General features: G+C 64.3%; 13 protein-coding genes, 2 pseudogenes and 1 other annotated feature. Of the genes and pseudogenes, 11 read left to right on the top strand and 4 right to left on the bottom strand.

Going from position 1 to position 15,602, the window contains the following annotated elements:
* Window positions 1-19 precede the first annotated feature (19 nt).
* The 4 genes and pseudogenes from IEW34_RS14125 to IEW34_RS31110 form a co-directional block, all read left to right on the top strand.
* Window positions 20-1,555 (top strand): DUF1254 domain-containing protein, encoded by a 1,536-nt coding sequence (locus IEW34_RS14125; protein WP_188609861.1) that lies wholly within the window; start codon window positions 20-22, stop codon window positions 1,553-1,555.
* Between the two features lie 143 nt (window positions 1,556-1,698).
* Entirely contained in the window at window positions 1,699-1,998 is a 300-nt protein-coding gene (locus tag IEW34_RS14120; protein ID WP_188609860.1) for a DUF3302 domain-containing protein, read from the top strand.
* Window positions 1,999-2,002: 4 nt separating this feature from the next.
* Window positions 2,003-3,118, top strand: a complete 1,116-nt coding sequence (locus IEW34_RS14115; protein WP_188609859.1) for an HlyD family secretion protein — start codon at window positions 2,003-2,005, stop codon at window positions 3,116-3,118.
* A gap of 64 nt (window positions 3,119-3,182) precedes the next feature.
* Window positions 3,183-3,400: pseudogene (locus IEW34_RS31110) on the top strand (IS5/IS1182 family transposase); the annotation flags it as partial.
* A gap of 177 nt (window positions 3,401-3,577) precedes the next feature.
* On the opposite strand, the gene IEW34_RS14105 reads toward IEW34_RS31110, so the two are convergent.
* Complete coding sequence (locus IEW34_RS14105) at window positions 3,578-4,465, bottom strand: Hint domain-containing protein (RefSeq protein ID WP_188609858.1); 888 nt, start codon at window positions 4,463-4,465, stop codon at window positions 3,578-3,580.
* Window positions 4,466-4,688: 223 nt separating this feature from the next.
* Here IEW34_RS14105 and IEW34_RS30530 point away from each other — a divergent pair.
* From IEW34_RS30530 to IEW34_RS14080, 6 genes and pseudogenes are all read left to right on the top strand, one after another.
* Window positions 4,689-4,789: pseudogene (locus IEW34_RS30530) on the top strand (type I methionyl aminopeptidase); the annotation flags it as partial.
* A gap of 271 nt (window positions 4,790-5,060) precedes the next feature.
* Window positions 5,061-6,185 carry an acyltransferase family protein gene (locus IEW34_RS14100; protein ID WP_188609857.1) on the top strand — a complete coding sequence of 375 codons (1,125 nt, stop codon included), beginning with the start codon at window positions 5,061-5,063 and terminating at the stop codon, window positions 6,183-6,185.
* Window positions 6,186-6,245: 60 nt separating this feature from the next.
* Entirely contained in the window at window positions 6,246-7,181 is a 936-nt protein-coding gene (locus tag IEW34_RS14095; protein WP_188609856.1) for a glycosyltransferase family 8 protein, read from the top strand.
* 177 nt (window positions 7,182-7,358) lie between these two features.
* Entirely contained in the window at window positions 7,359-8,486 is a 1,128-nt protein-coding gene (locus tag IEW34_RS14090; protein WP_188609855.1) for an acyltransferase family protein, read from the top strand.
* Window positions 8,487-8,755: 269 nt separating this feature from the next.
* Window positions 8,756-9,592: an endonuclease/exonuclease/phosphatase family protein gene (locus tag IEW34_RS14085; RefSeq protein WP_188609854.1), complete on the top strand. Its 837-nt coding sequence runs from the start codon at window positions 8,756-8,758 to the stop codon at window positions 9,590-9,592.
* Entirely contained in the window at window positions 9,589-10,581 is a 993-nt protein-coding gene (locus IEW34_RS14080; protein ID WP_188609853.1) for a putative bifunctional lysylphosphatidylglycerol flippase/synthetase, read from the top strand. The genes IEW34_RS14085 and IEW34_RS14080 overlap by 4 nt, the downstream gene beginning before the upstream one ends.
* Here the strand turns inward: IEW34_RS14080 and IEW34_RS14075 are convergent.
* Entirely contained in the window at window positions 10,572-12,041 is a 1,470-nt protein-coding gene (locus IEW34_RS14075) for a phospholipase D-like domain-containing protein (protein WP_188609852.1), read from the bottom strand. The two genes, IEW34_RS14080 and IEW34_RS14075, sit on opposite strands and share 10 nt — an antisense overlap.
* A gap of 220 nt (window positions 12,042-12,261) precedes the next feature.
* Window positions 12,262-12,317: a sequence feature (sul1 is cis-regulatory element that is thought to sense ions involved in sulfur or methionine metabolism; They are found in Alphaproteobacteria), on the top strand.
* Between the two features lie 71 nt (window positions 12,318-12,388).
* Here IEW34_RS14075 and IEW34_RS14070 point away from each other — a divergent pair.
* On the top strand, window positions 12,389-13,870 hold the full coding sequence (locus tag IEW34_RS14070) for a SulP family inorganic anion transporter (protein ID WP_188609851.1): 1,482 nt from the start codon (window positions 12,389-12,391) through the stop codon (window positions 13,868-13,870).
* A 53-nt stretch (window positions 13,871-13,923) separates the two neighbouring features.
* On the opposite strand, the gene IEW34_RS14065 is transcribed toward IEW34_RS14070, so the two are convergent.
* Both IEW34_RS14065 and IEW34_RS14060 read right to left on the bottom strand, forming a co-directional pair.
* Complete coding sequence (locus IEW34_RS14065) at window positions 13,924-14,100, bottom strand: hypothetical protein (protein ID WP_188609850.1); 177 nt, start codon at window positions 14,098-14,100, stop codon at window positions 13,924-13,926.
* Between the two features lie 117 nt (window positions 14,101-14,217).
* A complete protein-coding gene (locus tag IEW34_RS14060; protein WP_188609849.1) occupies window positions 14,218-15,513 on the bottom strand; it encodes an acyl-CoA dehydrogenase family protein in 1,296 nt (431 codons plus the stop codon).
* Window positions 15,514-15,602: the final 89 nt, after the last annotated feature.

The raw sequence follows: 15,602 nt of genomic DNA, 5'->3' as shown, positions 1-15,602 counted from the left end.
CGAATTGGAGGACCGCGCAATGGCGAGAACCACCCGACGCGACGCAATGAAGGGAAGTATCGGAGCGGCGACTTTTGCCGCCCTCGGCGGCGCAGCAGCCCCTGTGGCGATGTCGACCGCCTCCCTCATCGTCACGGCCGATGCGGCGCAGGCGAAGGAGCCCGGGACCTCTGCGGCGCCGCCGCAGGTGACGCAGCCCGCGATGGGCGTCTCGATGCATCCCGGCTATGCCCGCACGGTTGCCCAGATGGCCTATGTCTGGGGTTGGCCAATCGTGAACATGCTCAATCGCAAGGCCCGCATCACTCAAGCCCCGCATCCTGGCTTGCTCGGCGGCATCTTGCCGGTCGCACCGCGCGGTCAGATCGGCATGCTGCATGACTATATTGAGCCGGCCGAGACGTTTGTGACTTGTCCGAATCAGGACGTGGTTTATGGCCTCGGCTTCTTCGAACTTGACGAAGAGCCCGTCGTCGCGCAGGTACCGAATTTCGGCAGCCGCTTCTGGGTCTATGCACTCTATGACGCACGCACGGATCAGTTCGGGCGCATCGGCAAGCCATACAACACGAAGCCCGGATTTTATCTTCTTGTCGGACCGAAGTGGAAAGGCCGAAGGCCAGCGGGAATCACCGAAGTGATCCGCGCCCCCACCTCGCTCGCCAACGCCATCCCACGGATCTTCCAAGACGATACGCCGGAGGACAGGAAGGCAATTCAGTCGGCAGTCAATCAAGTCGTCTTCTATCCGTTGAAAGATTTCACGGGGAAAATGAAGAATATTGACTGGGCCAAGCAGCCGAACATTCCTGCCCCTCAGACTGACGGCAGCAGCAGCGATGGCGAAACCAAGTGGGTCGTTCCAGACAAGTTCTTCGACCAGTTCGGGGACGCTCTCGCCTCCGCTGATCCATTGCCGGGAGAAGAGGCTCTCTATGGCCAGTTCCGGTTGTTGCTCGATGCTGCATCGAAGGACCCTGAACTGAAGAAGGCCATCGTCGCCACCGCGATTGAAACCGACGAAACGGTAATCAAGCCGTTTTTCGAGTGGAAGCATAACGGTCTCCCGGCCGGCAATAACTGGAACAGATCGACAAACAATGCCCAGTTCGGCGTCGATTATTTCAATAGAACCGGCACGTCGAAGTCGAACATGTTTGATAATCGGCCGAACGAAACCCAGTATTTTTACACGGATTTTGACGGCGCGGGCGGCCAGCTTACAGGGAGCGGCAGCTATGAGATCACGTTCACCGCCGGGCAGGAGCCGCCGGTCAATGGCTTCTGGTCCCTGACTCTCTACAACGACAAGCACCTCTTCCACGTCAACGACCTCAAGCGCTATTCTCTCGGCACCAAAAACAAAAGCCTGAAGCGCAACGCAGATGGGTCATTGACGCTCTATGCCGGCGCGAAGTCTCCGGGCGGAGACAAGGACACGAACTGGCTCCCCGCACCCGATGGGACGTTCTCTCTCTACATTCGCGCCTACTGGGGCAAACAAGGGATACTGGACGGATCCTGGAAGCCGCCGGTCGTTCGCAAAGTCGCGTGAGCTTCAACCTAATCTAGGGAGGCACTTTTCGATCGGGTTGGCAGAAGAGGGCCGGCTACGTCTACGCTACTTCGATGAGCGGCCCGATCGTCGGTATATCCTATTGGTTCTGACCGGCTGGCAGATGAGACCTGGAGGTGCCCGTGCTCGATACCGTCGCCCTCGTGATCCTGATCGTCATGATCCTGCTCGTCGTCTACGGGCTGATCGCGATCTGGGGAATTCCCTACGAAATCGCCAAGAGCCGCAACCATCCTCATCAGGATGCGATCGGCGCGGCAACCTGGGTCAGCCTGTTCACTTTGGGCGTACTGTGGCCTTTTCTCTGGATCTGGGCAATGGCCTATCGCCCAGATCGCGGCTGGGGCCTGATGCCCGGCGAGCAGGACCGGGTCGCGAATATAGAGCGTCGGCTCAAGGCCCTTGAGCAGGGAGAGGCCTGAGGCGATGGCTGCTCTCCTGCTCCTCGGCTATGCCGCGATCTTCGTCGTGATCTTCAAGCTCCTCCGCGTCCCGGTCACGCGCTGGACGATCACGACAGCCGCGATCGGCGGCGTGGTGCTCGTCGGAGGGCTGCTGCTCGCGATGAACTACAACCACCCTTATACGACCGAGGCGCGGCTCTACTTCTACACCACGCCAATCGTCCCGGAGGTCAAGGGCCGCGTGGTCGAAGTTCCCGTGAAGCCCAACGCAGCGCTGAAAAAGGGCGATGTGCTCTTCAAGATCGATCCCCAGCCTTATCAATTTGTCGTGACGCAAAAAGAGGCCGCGCTCGCCGAGGCCGAGCAGGGGGTCAAGCAGCTTCAGACTTCGCTCGACCAGGCCGGAGCAGCGGCAGCTAAAGCTCAGGCACAGGTCGATTTGGCTCAGGAGACCTATGACCGCCAAGTGCAGCTTCTGGAGCGCAAGGTCGTCGCTCAGGCCACGGTCGACACCGCTTCGCGCAACCTCGAGGCGGCCAATCAATCCCTCGTGGGAGCTCAGGCCGCCGAGGCCCGGGCTCGCCTGGCCGCGACATCGGAAATCGGTGGCGTCAACACCACCGTCGCGCGGCTGGCGGCCGATTTACGGGACGCCCGCTACGATCTTGCTCAAACCACCGTGACGGCTCCGACCGACGGATACGTGACTCAGTTGTTCCTTCGTCCCGGCATGATGGCGGCTTCGTCGCCGGCGATGATTTTCATCCATCAAGGCGATCGCATGTTCGCCGCCGCTTTTCCTCAAACCGTCGTTCAGCGTCTTCGTCCGGGGCAGGAGGCCGAGATCGCATTTGATGCCATTCCGGGTCGCGTCTTTGTCGGGAAGCTTCAGACACTGGTCGATGCCGTTTCACAGGGGCAGTTGCAGGCAAGTCCAGCGCTGCTGAACCCCGAGGATCGGGGCAAAACACCGGGTTTGGCGCTGGCGGCGATCGAAATCGATGAAGATCTTTCCCCCTACCAGCTGCCGGCCGGCGCAACCGCTCAGGTCGCCGTCTACAGCGATCATCTCGCGCCCGTCGCTGTGATCAGGCGAATTCTGCTCAGGATGAACAGCTGGCTGAACTACGTAAGATAACCAGAGAGACGAGGACAGAGCGAAGCTAGACCGACTCAACCAAGTTCAGGAGGGTGCTGAATGAGGACTACCTGTAACAGTTCAAGCGCACCGCTCGGAACCAAGGCTTTTGCGATCGCGTGCACGACGGGCAGCCGCCGCTCTCCTCTTTCATCTTGGCCCACGCACCATGGTGCTGGCAGACAAGGCATATGATGCCGGCCGCATTCGGGAGCTGAGTCAGCGTCAGGGCGCTGCCAAATATTCCGCGCAAGAGACAATCGCCGAAAGCCTCTGTTCAGCGGATACGCTGAACACGCAAACCGGAAGGTAGCGGACAAGCATGCCATGGCCCAGGACGCCATGTTTCAGCATGCGTCACCCGTAGCCTCCTCGCCGCACGGCGTAGCCTGGAACCCAAAAAAGCCCCGGTCTCCTCGCCGTCCCGGGGCCTGCTGATGACTAGAAGACAGTGCGGTGCTAGGCAGCGACTGCGGGCTCGATACCGAGTGCGCCTGCCCGCTCTGCCAGCCGCTCGCGCACCGCCCGCGGCAGCTGCCGGGCCGACTTCACGCGCGGCAGCTCCATCTCCGGCAGTCCGGCCTCGCACGCGCCGAACAGCGCCTCATACTCGGCATAGTTGTCGAAGCGGCGGCGCGTGACGTTGTCGACGAAGGTTTCGGCTGGAGTTCCCTCGGCCAGGATCAAGGCGTGGTCATCAAGCTCGACGTGGTAGACCACCAACCGCTCTCCAAGCTCGGCCAAAGTCATACGGCGGATTGTCGTTCCATTGACCAGAGCGCCAGCCTGCACAAGCACTCCGTCGAGCAGAAGGGCGTGGTCGGACGTGAGCCGAAGCTCGCGAGCCGGCAATTCGGCGGCCAGGGCGCCGGCGGCAATTGAAACCGGACGCCGCTCCTCGGCCAAACCGAATGCCGGAATGAGCGTCTGCCGCCCCACCCATTTGACGGAGCCGACGCGGCCATCGCTGGTCATGATGGGATCCCCGATCGCAAGATCCTCGATCGCGACAGCGCCACCCGGCGTAGAGACGAGCGTGCCAGCCAAGAAACAGACCGGAAACGGATCGGCGTCATGCGCAGGCACTTGGTTGGCGCCGATACCGTAGTCGTTATTGGACAAGAAATAATTTTGCCCATTGGAAATCACTTGAAAGAACGGCTCGCCGGCTGGCGTTGTTCCTGTGTATATTACCTGCACAGGACTGCCATTCAATAGTCCTGTCACCTCGTCTCCAGCCACCAACGTTTGACCATCGTCCACTTCGAACGAGAATGTACCCGCTGTCTCAGTGTTGATATTCGTGCCGGCGTACTCATAGTAGAAGTCAAACGTGTATACCGCCATCACGTCCCCCTCGATAAGCCGCAAAAGCCGAATATCCCGCAGCGGGCACGGTAGCGAAGCTACTCCGCCTATGCAATCGCGTTCTGGCGTTGGCTCAAGGTTACGACCTCGTGCGCGCTTGGTCAGATCAGGACTTGCGCGCGGCTGACAGGAAGCTCGGCCGCTTCATCAAGGTTGCCCCCCGCATCGCCGGCGAGCGCACGGGGCAGCCGAACGGCCGCGGGCTCGTTCGGCGCCGGAGATGGTCCACCGCCTTTTCCCGGGGCGACCTGCATCTGCGTCAATGAAGAGATCGCGCATAGCATCCCGGGTGACCGCAGGATGAGGCGCTGGAGCGCTTCGCGATTGGGTGGAACCATCCAATCGCACGAGACGTGAGCAGGACGGCGACCGTTCCGACGAATTGAGCCGCCCCAAGCACAGGCAGCGGCTGACGCGGCCAGACCGCGCCCCTCCGCCAAAGGGATAGCGCCATCGAGCGTACAGGTGATAGGGCCGCACCCATAAGGCGGATACGTGAAACCTAACGTTTCAAGTGTGGAAAGAAGTCTGTTGACCTTACGTTAGCTGACCTTCGATGCCACTGGGGATGGCAATGACTTTGCGCAGCAATGAACTCCACGGACTTCAGATGCTTCGCGCTGTGGCCGCCCTTGCGGTCGTCGTGCACCACAGTTTCGAGATGTCGAAGGGAGCGCAGGGTCCGCATGTCGTTCCTCACTGGCTGACCCTCTGCGGCGCGGCGGGTGTGGACATCTTCTTCGTCATCAGCGGCTTCATCATGACCTACGTGAGCTTCTCGGCAGGCCGCCGGCCCGAACGGCCGGTGCGCTTCCTGGCGAGGCGGGTCATGAGGATCTATCCACTGTACTGGATCTGCTCCACCCTCGTCTTGCTGATCGTCGGCGCGGGCTTTCTGAGAAATCAAGATTTCGATTTCATGACCGCCATCAACTCGTACACCCTGCTACCGGGCCCCAAGCTGCTGCTCATGGCCTGGACGCTGTCCTACGAGATGTATTTTTACATCATATTTGCGGCATGCCTTCTACTCGCCAATCTGTACACGTCTCTTCTGACGGCAATCTCGGTCATCGTGGCCGGAATTGTCCTCGGCGTCGCGCTGCCGCCATCGACGTTCAGCGAGTTCATCGGCAATCCGATCGTCCTGGAATTCTGCTACGGGATGGTACTCGCCCTCTTCGCCCTGCGCGCCAGGCTACGGGTGCCGACGGCTTTTAGCATCCCGGGCTTTGCTTTGCTGGCCGTCGCTCCAACCTTCGTGCCCGATCCGACGGCCGACGGCCTGACACGCGCCGTCGTCTGGGGGCTGCCGGCAACACTGATCGTCGCCGCCTTTCTGCCGATCGGGCCGCCCCGATCGGCATTGTCCCGCACCGCGGTGTCCTGGGGGGATGCGTCCTACTCGCTGTATCTGACCCATGCGTTCGTCATGATAGCGTACGGGTGGCTCATCAAGTGGACGTTCATCGGCCAGTTGCCACAGGTCGCGGTCATCCCCGCAGTGGTCGCCGCCTCTCTTGCTGTTGGAGTGGCGAGCCACGTCATCCTCGAACGGCCGCTGCTGAAGCTCGGCCGCAGGCTCACCGGTCGGCAGTCCGAGATGGGCCGGTACGCATCGCCGGCCACGGGCGAGGGCGGGGCTGAGATGCGCGCCCCCTACGGCCAGCAAGCGTGGATGCGATCCACCTTTCGCTGAGCCATCGCCGAGGCGGCGGCACCTGCGACAGACATCCATCAGTTGACGGAGCATCACCCCATGAAGGCTGCCGTGGCTTTCCTCACCGACAAAGATGGCTATCGCTTGGTCAGGTACGCCATCACGTCGTTGCTGATGAAGACGAGCGCCAGGCTTGACGTCTATCTCTTCTGCAGAGATTTCCGGCCGAACGGCTGCGATCCGATTTTTCGCTTCGCAGAAAGCGCTCGCAACCCGGTGGCCTTGGCTGAGATCAATAGTTCGGAATTCGCAAATTTCAAAAACTACAACCGAATAACAAATACGGCAATGCTTAAGCTCGATCTGACATATCGACTGCTCGAGAAATACGATCGGGTGTTGTACGCTGATAACGATGTACTGTTTTTTACCGACGTCTCGCCACTTCTGAGAATACGCATGGACGGGCATGCGCTGGCCGCCGTGCCAGATGTGGCAGAACAGCTCGGCTTCACCGGTGGCGGAATTGTCGAGAGATCCAGAGAGCGAGGCCGCACCGGTGCGTATTTCAACGCCGGCCTGCTGCTCTTCGACTGCCAGAAGCTTGCCAGCCATGACTATCGCATCCCCTATCTGGAGACGGCCTTGCGCCACGAGACGGAAGGTGATTGCGACTACAAGCAGCAGTGCGGCACACCCGACCAGTGCAGCCTCAATGTAATATTTGACAATGACTGGAAGCAAATCGATCTCAGATGGAACGCCCAGTCGTGTCTTAAGCACACGTCCGTCTGGAGAGATGCCTATATACGCCACTACAACGGCTGGCATAAGGCGGTCCCATTGCGGCCTTGGCGGAACGACAAGAAGGACACGGCTCTCATAAACGCCATGAGCGCGGCCTGGGGCGAAAGGCATGCGCTTCGCTGGCCGGCGACAAGCGCGATATATGAACTGGATCGTCACCTCAGAGGACGGAACGAACATGTTCGCTTCCTGGAGCAAGCGATCAAGCAGATGCAGCCGCTGATCTGATCGCGGCACTCCGCTCTAGTTGGGGCTGGATATCTGGAATCTACGCCCTTTTTGCCGGACAGCTCCGTCGAAGGCGGTGCCCCTCCGCCGATCGTGGGCGTCACGGCTCGGGCGCCTAGCTCATTTTCGCAGCTCTCGCTCGAGGACAGCGATGATACGTCTGCGACGACGCGCGGGATGTCCATGCGGCTCCGCCGACTTGCGGCGTCCATCAAGGCGGGATCCGAGTTCGGCATGATCGTCAATGTTCAAGTGTTGCGCTTCGTTGCGGCCGTTCTGGTCGTCTGGGTCCACGCGCAGGACATGATCGCCAGCAACGTCGTGCCGAACTGGGCGAGCCAGCTCGGCTACAGCGGCGTCGACCTGTTCTTCGTGATCAGCGGCCTGATCATGGTGCGAACGGCTCAGACCAAGCACGTCGGGCCGGTCGAATTTCTGCGCCGACGCGTTCGCCGCATCGTACCGCTCTACTACGTCTTCACGCTGGTCACCTTCGCCATCGCCCTGATGGCTCCGAGCCTGCTGAAGAGCACCGTGCCGGACCTCGGCCAGTTGGCCGCTTCGCTCGCCTTCATCCCGTTCGAGAAAAGCCCGGACCGCATCTATCCGGTCTACTTCCTCGGCTGGACACTGAACTTCGAAATGTTCTTCTACTGCGCCTTCGCAGCCTCGCTGCTGCTGCCCAAGCGCGCTCGTGTGCCGGTACTGGTGGCGTTGCTCGCCGCTCTCGCGTTGGCGGGCACGGCGATCTCGCGCGTCACAGATTTCGGCGTCGTAGCCTTCATCTACACCCGGCCAATCGTCCTCGATTTCGCGGCGGGCATGCTGATCGCCGCCGCCATGCCTCGCGCACGGCCCTCATCGCGCCCGACGGTCTGGTGGATCTCCCTGGCAGCCGGCATCGTCTGGTTGGCCATCGGCACGTCCATCTTCCCCATAGGCACCGGGCCGGCCGTGCCGATCACCGACACGTTCCTCAGCTTCGGCCTGGCCTCCACGTTGATTGTGGCCGGCGCGGTGGGCCTGGAACGGTCCGGCGCAGTGATCGCCAGCGAAGCCGCGCGGCGAGGCGGAGACGCGAGCTATTCCATCTATCTCACGCACTTTTACGTCATCGGCATTGCGATCACAATTTGCAACCGGCTGGCGCTCGGAGATGGCGTACGGCTCGCGCTGCTGCCGATCGCCATCGCGGCCGCCGTGCTTGCCGGCGTGGCCGTCTATAAGTTCGTGGAGCGGCCGTTGACGGGCGACGTCAGCGCCTTCCGTCGGCTCGGAGGACTGCTGCGGCCGGCGGCGGCCTGACACCCGGCATCTCCTCCGTTGCCTTGGCGCCAGCGCCGCGCGGGTCGCATACCGCGACGACTGGCTCACGGAGATCCCTCATCGGACGACGCGAGTGCCATAGCGCTTCGCGATTGGGTGGCTTCACCCAATCGCGAGAGCTCCAATTTCAAATGCTCAAGGCGCCCATCGGCAAAAGCTCACGGGGACCTTCAAAGATTGCCGGTCCGCCCAGCCTCGGCCCCGACGCGTTGAGGATCCGAGCGCCCAGGGGCGGCGTTGTGCAGTCCATGGAAGAGCATTCAAAGCCTCACGCGCCCCACTCGCCACGCCGTCTGCGCGTGCTGACGTACAACGTGCGGCGTTGCCTCGGCGTCGACGGCCGCTACGCCCCGGAGCGGATCGTCTCCGTCATCGCGTCGGCGAAGGCAGACGTGGTGGCCTTACAGGAGCTGGACGTCAACCGGATGAGGAGCGGCGGCCTGGACCAGGCGCTCGCCTTGGCGAGCGCGCTACGCATGTCGCACCACTTCCACCCGGCCATGCGGGTGGTGGAGGAGCTCTACGGCGATGCCATCCTCACGCACCTGCCCATGCGGCTGGTGAAGGCCGGCCCGTTGCCGGGCTCGCGCCGGGCCCTCTGGGAGGAGCCTCGCGGCGCCCTCTGGGCCGAGATCACGTTTGACGGCAGGCCCGTGCAGGTCGTCAATACCCATTTCGGATTGCGGCCCGGGGAACGCGTGCGCCAGGCGACCGCGCTCCTCGGCCCGGAATGGCTCGGCCGTGAAGATGGCCAAGGCCCGGCCATCGTGCTGGGCGATTTCAACGCGCCCCCCTCCTCCAACGCCTACCGCCTCATGGCGCGCCGGCTTCAGGACGCGCAAACGGCCGAAAGAAGGCGGCCGAAACCGACGTTCCCGAGCCGCTGGCCCGTGCTGCGCATCGACCACATTTTCGTCGGCGGGGGCGTCGAGGTGGCTGGCGTGCACGTCGTGAGGGAGGGCAAGGCACGCGTCGCCTCGGACCACTTGCCCTTGTGCGCCGATCTGCTCATCCCCGCCACGGTGTCCCGTGGGACGCCGGTGACCGGGCCCGGGCCGCTGCCGGCCCGCGAGGCCAAGGTATGATCGCCGGGACCGGCGCCGCGGAAGGGGCGGGTCACGGGGCCCGTTCGCCCTGGTCGCGCCTGAAGGTGATCGTCACCGGGCGCCCGTTCCGCCTCCTCGCCTTCGCAGGGGCTGTCCTGCTGGGGCTCGGTCTCCTCTATCGCACGCTCAGCCGCTACAGCATCGCCGAACTCTCGAGCGCGGTGTCCGCCGTCTCGCTTGGCAGCCTCGTCATGGCCGGCCTGTTTGCCGCGGCGAGTTATCTCACCCTCACCTTCTTTGATTTTTTCGCGCTGCGCGCGGCGGGCAAGCCACTGCCCTACCGCCAGGCAGCGCTCGCCTCGTTTTCCAGCCTGTCTCTCGGTCACAATGTCGGCTTTGCCGGGTTGAGCTCCGGCGCCATCCGCTACCGCTTCTATGCGCGCTGGGGGCTGAACGCCGGCGAGGTGGCGCAGGTGGTACTCTTCTGCGGCGTGACCGTTGCGATTGGGCTGTCCACGCTCGCCGGCATCATGCTTTTGGCCGATCCGGCAGCGGCGGAACAACTGCTCGGGTTCTCCCGTGGCGAGGTGGTCGGCATCGCCACGCTCGTCCTGGCCCTCCCGCTGGGGTACGTGCTGCTGGCGGCCTTACCGGAGCGCCTCGTGCGCCGGGAGGTGTGGCGCCTGCACCGGCCCCCTGTGCCACTTGCACTGGCGCAGGTGCTCGTCGGCACGGTGAATTTCGCCTGCGTCGCGGCGTGCCTGCACCAGGTGGTGCGCCAGATGGCGGATATCGGCTATCCCGCCGTCGCGTCCACCTATGTGGCCGCCAATGTCGCCACGCTGATCACGCACGTGCCGGGCGGGCTTGGCGTGGTGGAGACGGTGGTCCAGCATCTCCTGCCCGGAGCGGACCTCATCGGACCCCTGCTCGTCTTCCGCATCGTCTATTTCCTGCTGCCGCTGGCGCTCGGCCTGGCCCTGCTGTCGGCGACCGAGATTCGACACCGCGCCATGTCTCAGGGCTGACCGCGACGCCAAGGCCAGACGGCGGCCCACAGGCGCGACCAGGAGAAAGGCTCCACCGGATCAAGGACCGTCGAGCCGAAGATGGGCTGCGTCGAACCGGGCTTGTGCATGGCCCGGGAGGGCTCGAGCCAGCGCGCGCCTCCGTTGAGGCGCTCGATCGCGGCAATCAGAGAGCCCGACTCGCCGACGAGCCCTGCCAGGCGCCCGGGCCCAGCGCCGAGATGCTCGCCCAGCAGCCGGTCGCGCACCGCCGCAATGGCCTTTCGGTGGGCATCGTCCTGCGCCTCGATGACCACCTCGAATTCGCTGTCGATGCCGACCGACCGGTTGTTGAGGTTGGATGAACCGATGCGCAGGAACCGATCGTCCGCAATGATCAGCTTGGAATGCACGAGGATGGGGCACTCTCCGTCCGAGCCCGGGGCGACGGGATGATAGACGCGCAGCCGTCCATACCTGTCCGCGCGGCCGACACGGCGGAGCACGCGATTGCGATTGGCGATCATGATCACCCGCTCCAGCCAGGAATGGGTGACGTCGCTGACGACAATCACCACCTCCGGCCCGTCGGGCTCGCCAAGGCGGCGCTCCAGAATCGCGGCGACGTGCTTAGCCGTCAGATACTGTGCCTCGATGTAAAGGCTGCGGCGGGCTGCTTTCAGCACGTCGGCAATAAGGCGCGGGGCCTCTGTGATGCGGCGACGCGCCCCCCATGACGGGACCGAGCGCGCAAGGCCCACGGTGACGTCCTGGAAATCCGCCGGCCGGTGCTCCGGCCATGGTTTCGCCCCTCGGGCCGGTGCAGGGATCGGCTCGCCGGTCGCCGCCTGCCAGCGGTCGTTGGCCAGCCCGCAGATGACCTCGGCAGTCTCGCCGTCCAGCATGATCATCACGTCGTGCACCGGCCCATACGGCTTTCCGTTCGGAAGGCGACGACGCTGGTCGTGGGCTCTGTGGTCCGGCGTGTCCCAGCGGTCAACGGTGAGATCCATGCCGCCGACGAAAGCGAGAGCGCCGTCGATGCAGACGATCTTCTGATGATGCGACGCGTAGAACGGGTGAGTCGCGTCGAGCCGCAGAATGATGCGTGGATGATCCTGCCACGCGGCGCCCAGCAGCAACTCCCCCGGCGAGCTCGGGGCATGCACCACGGCGCTGCTCCAGACCAGGATCCGCACCTCGAGCTCCGGCCGCGCCTCGACCAGGCGGCGGATCAACCCGCCAAGGTCCCCGGCGGTCGCCTGCGGTCGCAGGCGCACATGTCCGTCGAAGTCCCACCCGACGATCACGACGGAATGCCGTGCACGCCGCAAGGCCGCTTCCAACTCGGAAAAATAGGCACAGCCATCCACCAGCACGGCGGCACGCCGGGCAGACACAACGCGGAAGCAATTGACGCCTTCCACCATGACGGCGGAGGCGCGGGCCGCGGGCAGTGCATCCGGGCGCGATCGCAGCATGCGGCCAAGCCAGCGTCGCGGTGCGCCAACCGCGCTTCGCCTTCTCGCGCCCCAATGGGAGATCCTCACCTGCTGCGACTCCGCTCGTGCCCTTCGGTATGAAATCCCGCGCGCGGGCGTTCGTTCCTGTCCGGTTCAGGCGAAGCTACAAGCGGTCCGGCGCGTCTTCCTGGCCCCTTGTTGCAACGCAATACGAGCTTGCATTATGTAGGGGTACTCGATCGGACCCGGTGAAAGCCCGGGTGGCTCTTCCGGCCGCCGATCCGCCGGACAACGCAAAGACCAGACGGACCCGCCCGCCACGAGATTGCGGCGGCAACGGCCGTCCATTGCGGGCAACCCTCTCGATGATTCCTCAGTCGCCGTTCCGCCGTGACTGGCTTTCCAACATCCGCGGCGACATCCTGTCGGGTATCGTCGTCGCCCTGGCGCTGATCCCCGAGGCGATCGGCTTCTCGGTCATCGCCGGGGTCGACCCCAAGGTGGGCCTGTTCGCCTCGGTGGTGATCGCGACGGTGATCGCCTTCGCCGGCGGCCGGCCGGCGATGATCTCGGCCGCAACGGCGGCCACCGCCGTGGTCATGGTCGACCTCGTCCGCGATCACGGCGTCCAGTATCTGTTCGCCGCGACCATCCTGATGGGCGTCTTCCAGATCATCGCCGGTATTCTCAAGCTGGGCCGGCTGATGCGTTTCGTCTCGCAGTCGGTGATGACCGGCTTCGTCAATGCCCTCGCCATCCTGATCTTCCTGGCCCAGCTGCCCGAGCTCGTCGGCGTCCCGCCGGCCACATACGGGCTCATCGCGCTGGGCCTCGCCATCATCTACCTGGTTCCGCGACTCACGCGGGCCATCCCGTCGCCGCTGGTCGCGATCGCGGTGCTGACGGTGATCACCGTCGTGTTCCGGCTGGATGTGCGCACGGTCGCCCATCTGGGCGAGTTGCCGTCGTCCTTGCCGAGCTTCGGCCTGCCGTCCGTGCCGTTCACGCTCGAGACCCTGCGGATCCTGCTGCCGGTCGCGCTCACGCTGGCGGCGGTCGGGCTTCTCGAATCGCTCCTGACCGCCCAGATCGTGGACGACATGACCGATACCCCCAGTGACAAGAACCGGGAGTGCACGGGCCAGGGCATCGCCAACATCGCCTCGGCCGTGTTCGGCGGCATGGGCGGCTGCGCCATGATCGGCCAATCGGTCATCAACGTGTCCTCCGGGGCGCGCGGCCGGCTGTCCACACTGGTGGCCGGCGGCTTCCTGCTGGTGCTGCTGGTCGCCTTGCAGGATCTGCTCGCCATCGTCCCGGTCGCAGCACTGACCGCCGTGATGATCATGGTGTCGATCAACACCTTTTCCTGGCGTTCGCTGGTCCGTCTGCGCACCAACCCCGTGCCTTCGTCGGTGGTCATGCTCGCCACCGTGGCGACGGTCGTCGCGACCTCGGACCTGGCCATCGGTGTCGGCGTGGGGGTGCTTTTGTCCGGCGTGTTCTTCGCCGGCAAGGTGTCCCGGCTCAGCCGGGTCACCTCGACGCAATCGTCCGACGGCCGCGTGCGGACCTACCGGGTCGAGGGACAGGTGTTCTTCGCCTCCGCCGGCACCTTCGCCGATGCCATCGACGTGCTGGAGCCGGTGGAGACGATCGTCATCGACGTCGGCGCGGCCCACTTCTGGGACATCTCGGCCGTCGGCGCGCTGGATCGCGTGGTGCTGAAGGCCCGCCGGCACGGCCGCGAGGTCGAGGTCATCGGCTTGAATGCGGCGAGCGCCACCATGGTCGAGCGCTTCGCCGTGCACGACAAGGACACCGTCGCGTCGGCGCCGTCGCACTGACGGGCACTGCGGCGGCCATTCGCTGATTGCCAAGCCCGGCCACCTGCCCTCGCCTACGCCCCCGCGGGCGTCTCGGCGCCGGCGCCATGGTTGGTAATGCCGACGAGCGCCGCTTCGCGGCTGGGATAAGGCCCGAGGATGAGCCGGCCATTGTCGTCGGCTCCCCACCAGCCGGGGGCGACGCCACGCCGGTCCGCTTCGGCGTCTGTTATTTCGACAGGCTTCAGCACGCTCGTTCTCCTTCCTGACATCGCGTCATGGAAAGGAAACGGCGCGGCGCCCATTCCGTTCAGTTCGAATGGCGGGACCGTCGCCCGAGAGCGACGGTCCCGCGACGTCGCGTCGGATCAGGCGGCCGCTTCGACCTCGCGCTCGAGGCGCTCGGCGTATTTGGCGATGGCCGCCTCGCGCAGCGTGGGCACGTAGCCGGTGGGGAACAGGCCGTCGGTGCCCTGGTACTCGCGCAGCAGCTGACGGGCGACCGTCACCTTGTGCACCTCGGTCGGGCCGTCGGCGAGCCCCATGTGGAAGCTCTCGATCACCTGCTCGGCAAACGGCATGTCAGGCGTCACGCCGAGCGAGCCGTGCAGGTGCAGCGCGCGCGCCGCCACATCGTGGAACACCTTGGGCATGATCGCCTTGATGGCCGAGATGTCCTTCCTGACCATCATGTAGTTCTTGTACTTGTCGATCTTCCACGCCGTCTGCAGCACGAGCAGGCGGAACTGCTCGATCTCGATCCAGCTGTCGGCGATCTTCTCCTGCACCATCTGCTTGTCGGCGAGCAGCGTGCCCTGCGTCTGGCGGCTCAGGACGCGCTCGCACATCAGGTCGAGCGAGCGCTTCACCTGGCCGATGGTGCGCATGGCGTGGTGGATGCGGCCGCCGCCCAGGCGGGTCTGCGCCACCACGAAGCCGCCGCCCTGCTTGCCGAGCAGGTGATCGGCGGGCACGCGCACATTGGTGAGGCGCAGATAGGCGTGCGATGGCGTGCCGTGGAAGCCCACCGGCATGTTGCGCACCATCTCGATGCCGGGCGTGTCGGCCGGGATGATGAAGGCCGACAGCCGGTTGTACTCGGGCGCCTCCGGGTCGGTCACCGCCATCAGGATGTAGAAGCTCGCCACGTGAGAGTGTGAGGCGAACCACTTCTCGCCGTTGATGACCCACTCGTCGCCGGCGCGCTCCGCCCGGGTGCGGAAGACCTTGGGATCCGCGCCGCCCTGCGGTTCCGTCATGGCGAAGCACGACACGATGTCGTTGTTGAGCAGCGGCTTCAGAAACTCGGCCTTCTGCGCCGGCGTGCCGAAATGAGCGAGAATCTCGGAATTGCCCGAGTCGGGCGCCTGACAGCCGAACACGGTCGGGCCGAACTTGGACCGGCCGAGGATCTCGTTCATCAGCCCGAGCTTGACCTGGCCGTAGCCCTGGCCGCCGAGCTCCGGGCCGAGATGGCAGGCCCACAGCCCGCGCTCCTTAACGATGGCCTGGAGTGGCTTGACGAGCGCGTTGCGCTGGGGGTTCTGCACCTCGTAGGGGAAGCCGAGGACATGGTCGAGCGGCTCGACCTCCTCCGTCACGAACTGGTCGATCCAGTCGAGCTCCTTCTGGAACTGCGGGTCGGTCTCGAAATCCCAAGCCATGGCGTCTCCTCCCTCGATACGGATTGATGCAAGTCACCTATGATCGGGGCACGCCACCTCTGCCGTCCAATACAATTTACTCGTTCCAA

It is taken from the genome of Chelatococcus reniformis, assembly GCF_014640075.1.
Lineage (GTDB): Bacteria > Pseudomonadota > Alphaproteobacteria > Rhizobiales > Beijerinckiaceae > Camelimonas > Camelimonas reniformis.
Note: the sequence above shows the minus strand (reverse complement) of the source record. Positions and strands in the feature narration are given on the sequence as shown.

Coding starts and splice junctions, on each gene's coding strand:
- IEW34_RS14095 (WP_188609856.1), top strand. CDS start 6,246: ATGAAGGCTGCCGTGGCTTTCCTCACCGACAAAGATGGCTATCGCTTG.
- IEW34_RS14125 (WP_188609861.1), top strand. CDS start 20: ATGGCGAGAACCACCCGACGCGACGCAATGAAGGGAAGTATCGGAGCG.
- IEW34_RS14090 (WP_188609855.1), top strand. CDS start 7,359: ATGTCCATGCGGCTCCGCCGACTTGCGGCGTCCATCAAGGCGGGATCC.
- IEW34_RS14100 (WP_188609857.1), top strand. CDS start 5,061: ATGACTTTGCGCAGCAATGAACTCCACGGACTTCAGATGCTTCGCGCT.
- IEW34_RS14080 (WP_188609853.1), top strand. CDS start 9,589: ATGATCGCCGGGACCGGCGCCGCGGAAGGGGCGGGTCACGGGGCCCGT.
- IEW34_RS14105 (WP_188609858.1), bottom strand. CDS start 4,465: ATGGCGGTATACACGTTTGACTTCTACTATGAGTACGCCGGCACGAAT.
- IEW34_RS14060 (WP_188609849.1), bottom strand. CDS start 15,513: ATGGCTTGGGATTTCGAGACCGACCCGCAGTTCCAGAAGGAGCTCGAC.
- IEW34_RS14085 (WP_188609854.1), top strand. CDS start 8,756: ATGGAAGAGCATTCAAAGCCTCACGCGCCCCACTCGCCACGCCGTCTG.
- IEW34_RS14115 (WP_188609859.1), top strand. CDS start 2,003: ATGGCTGCTCTCCTGCTCCTCGGCTATGCCGCGATCTTCGTCGTGATC.
- IEW34_RS14070 (WP_188609851.1), top strand. CDS start 12,389: ATGATTCCTCAGTCGCCGTTCCGCCGTGACTGGCTTTCCAACATCCGC.
- IEW34_RS14075 (WP_188609852.1), bottom strand. CDS start 12,041: ATGCTGCGATCGCGCCCGGATGCACTGCCCGCGGCCCGCGCCTCCGCC.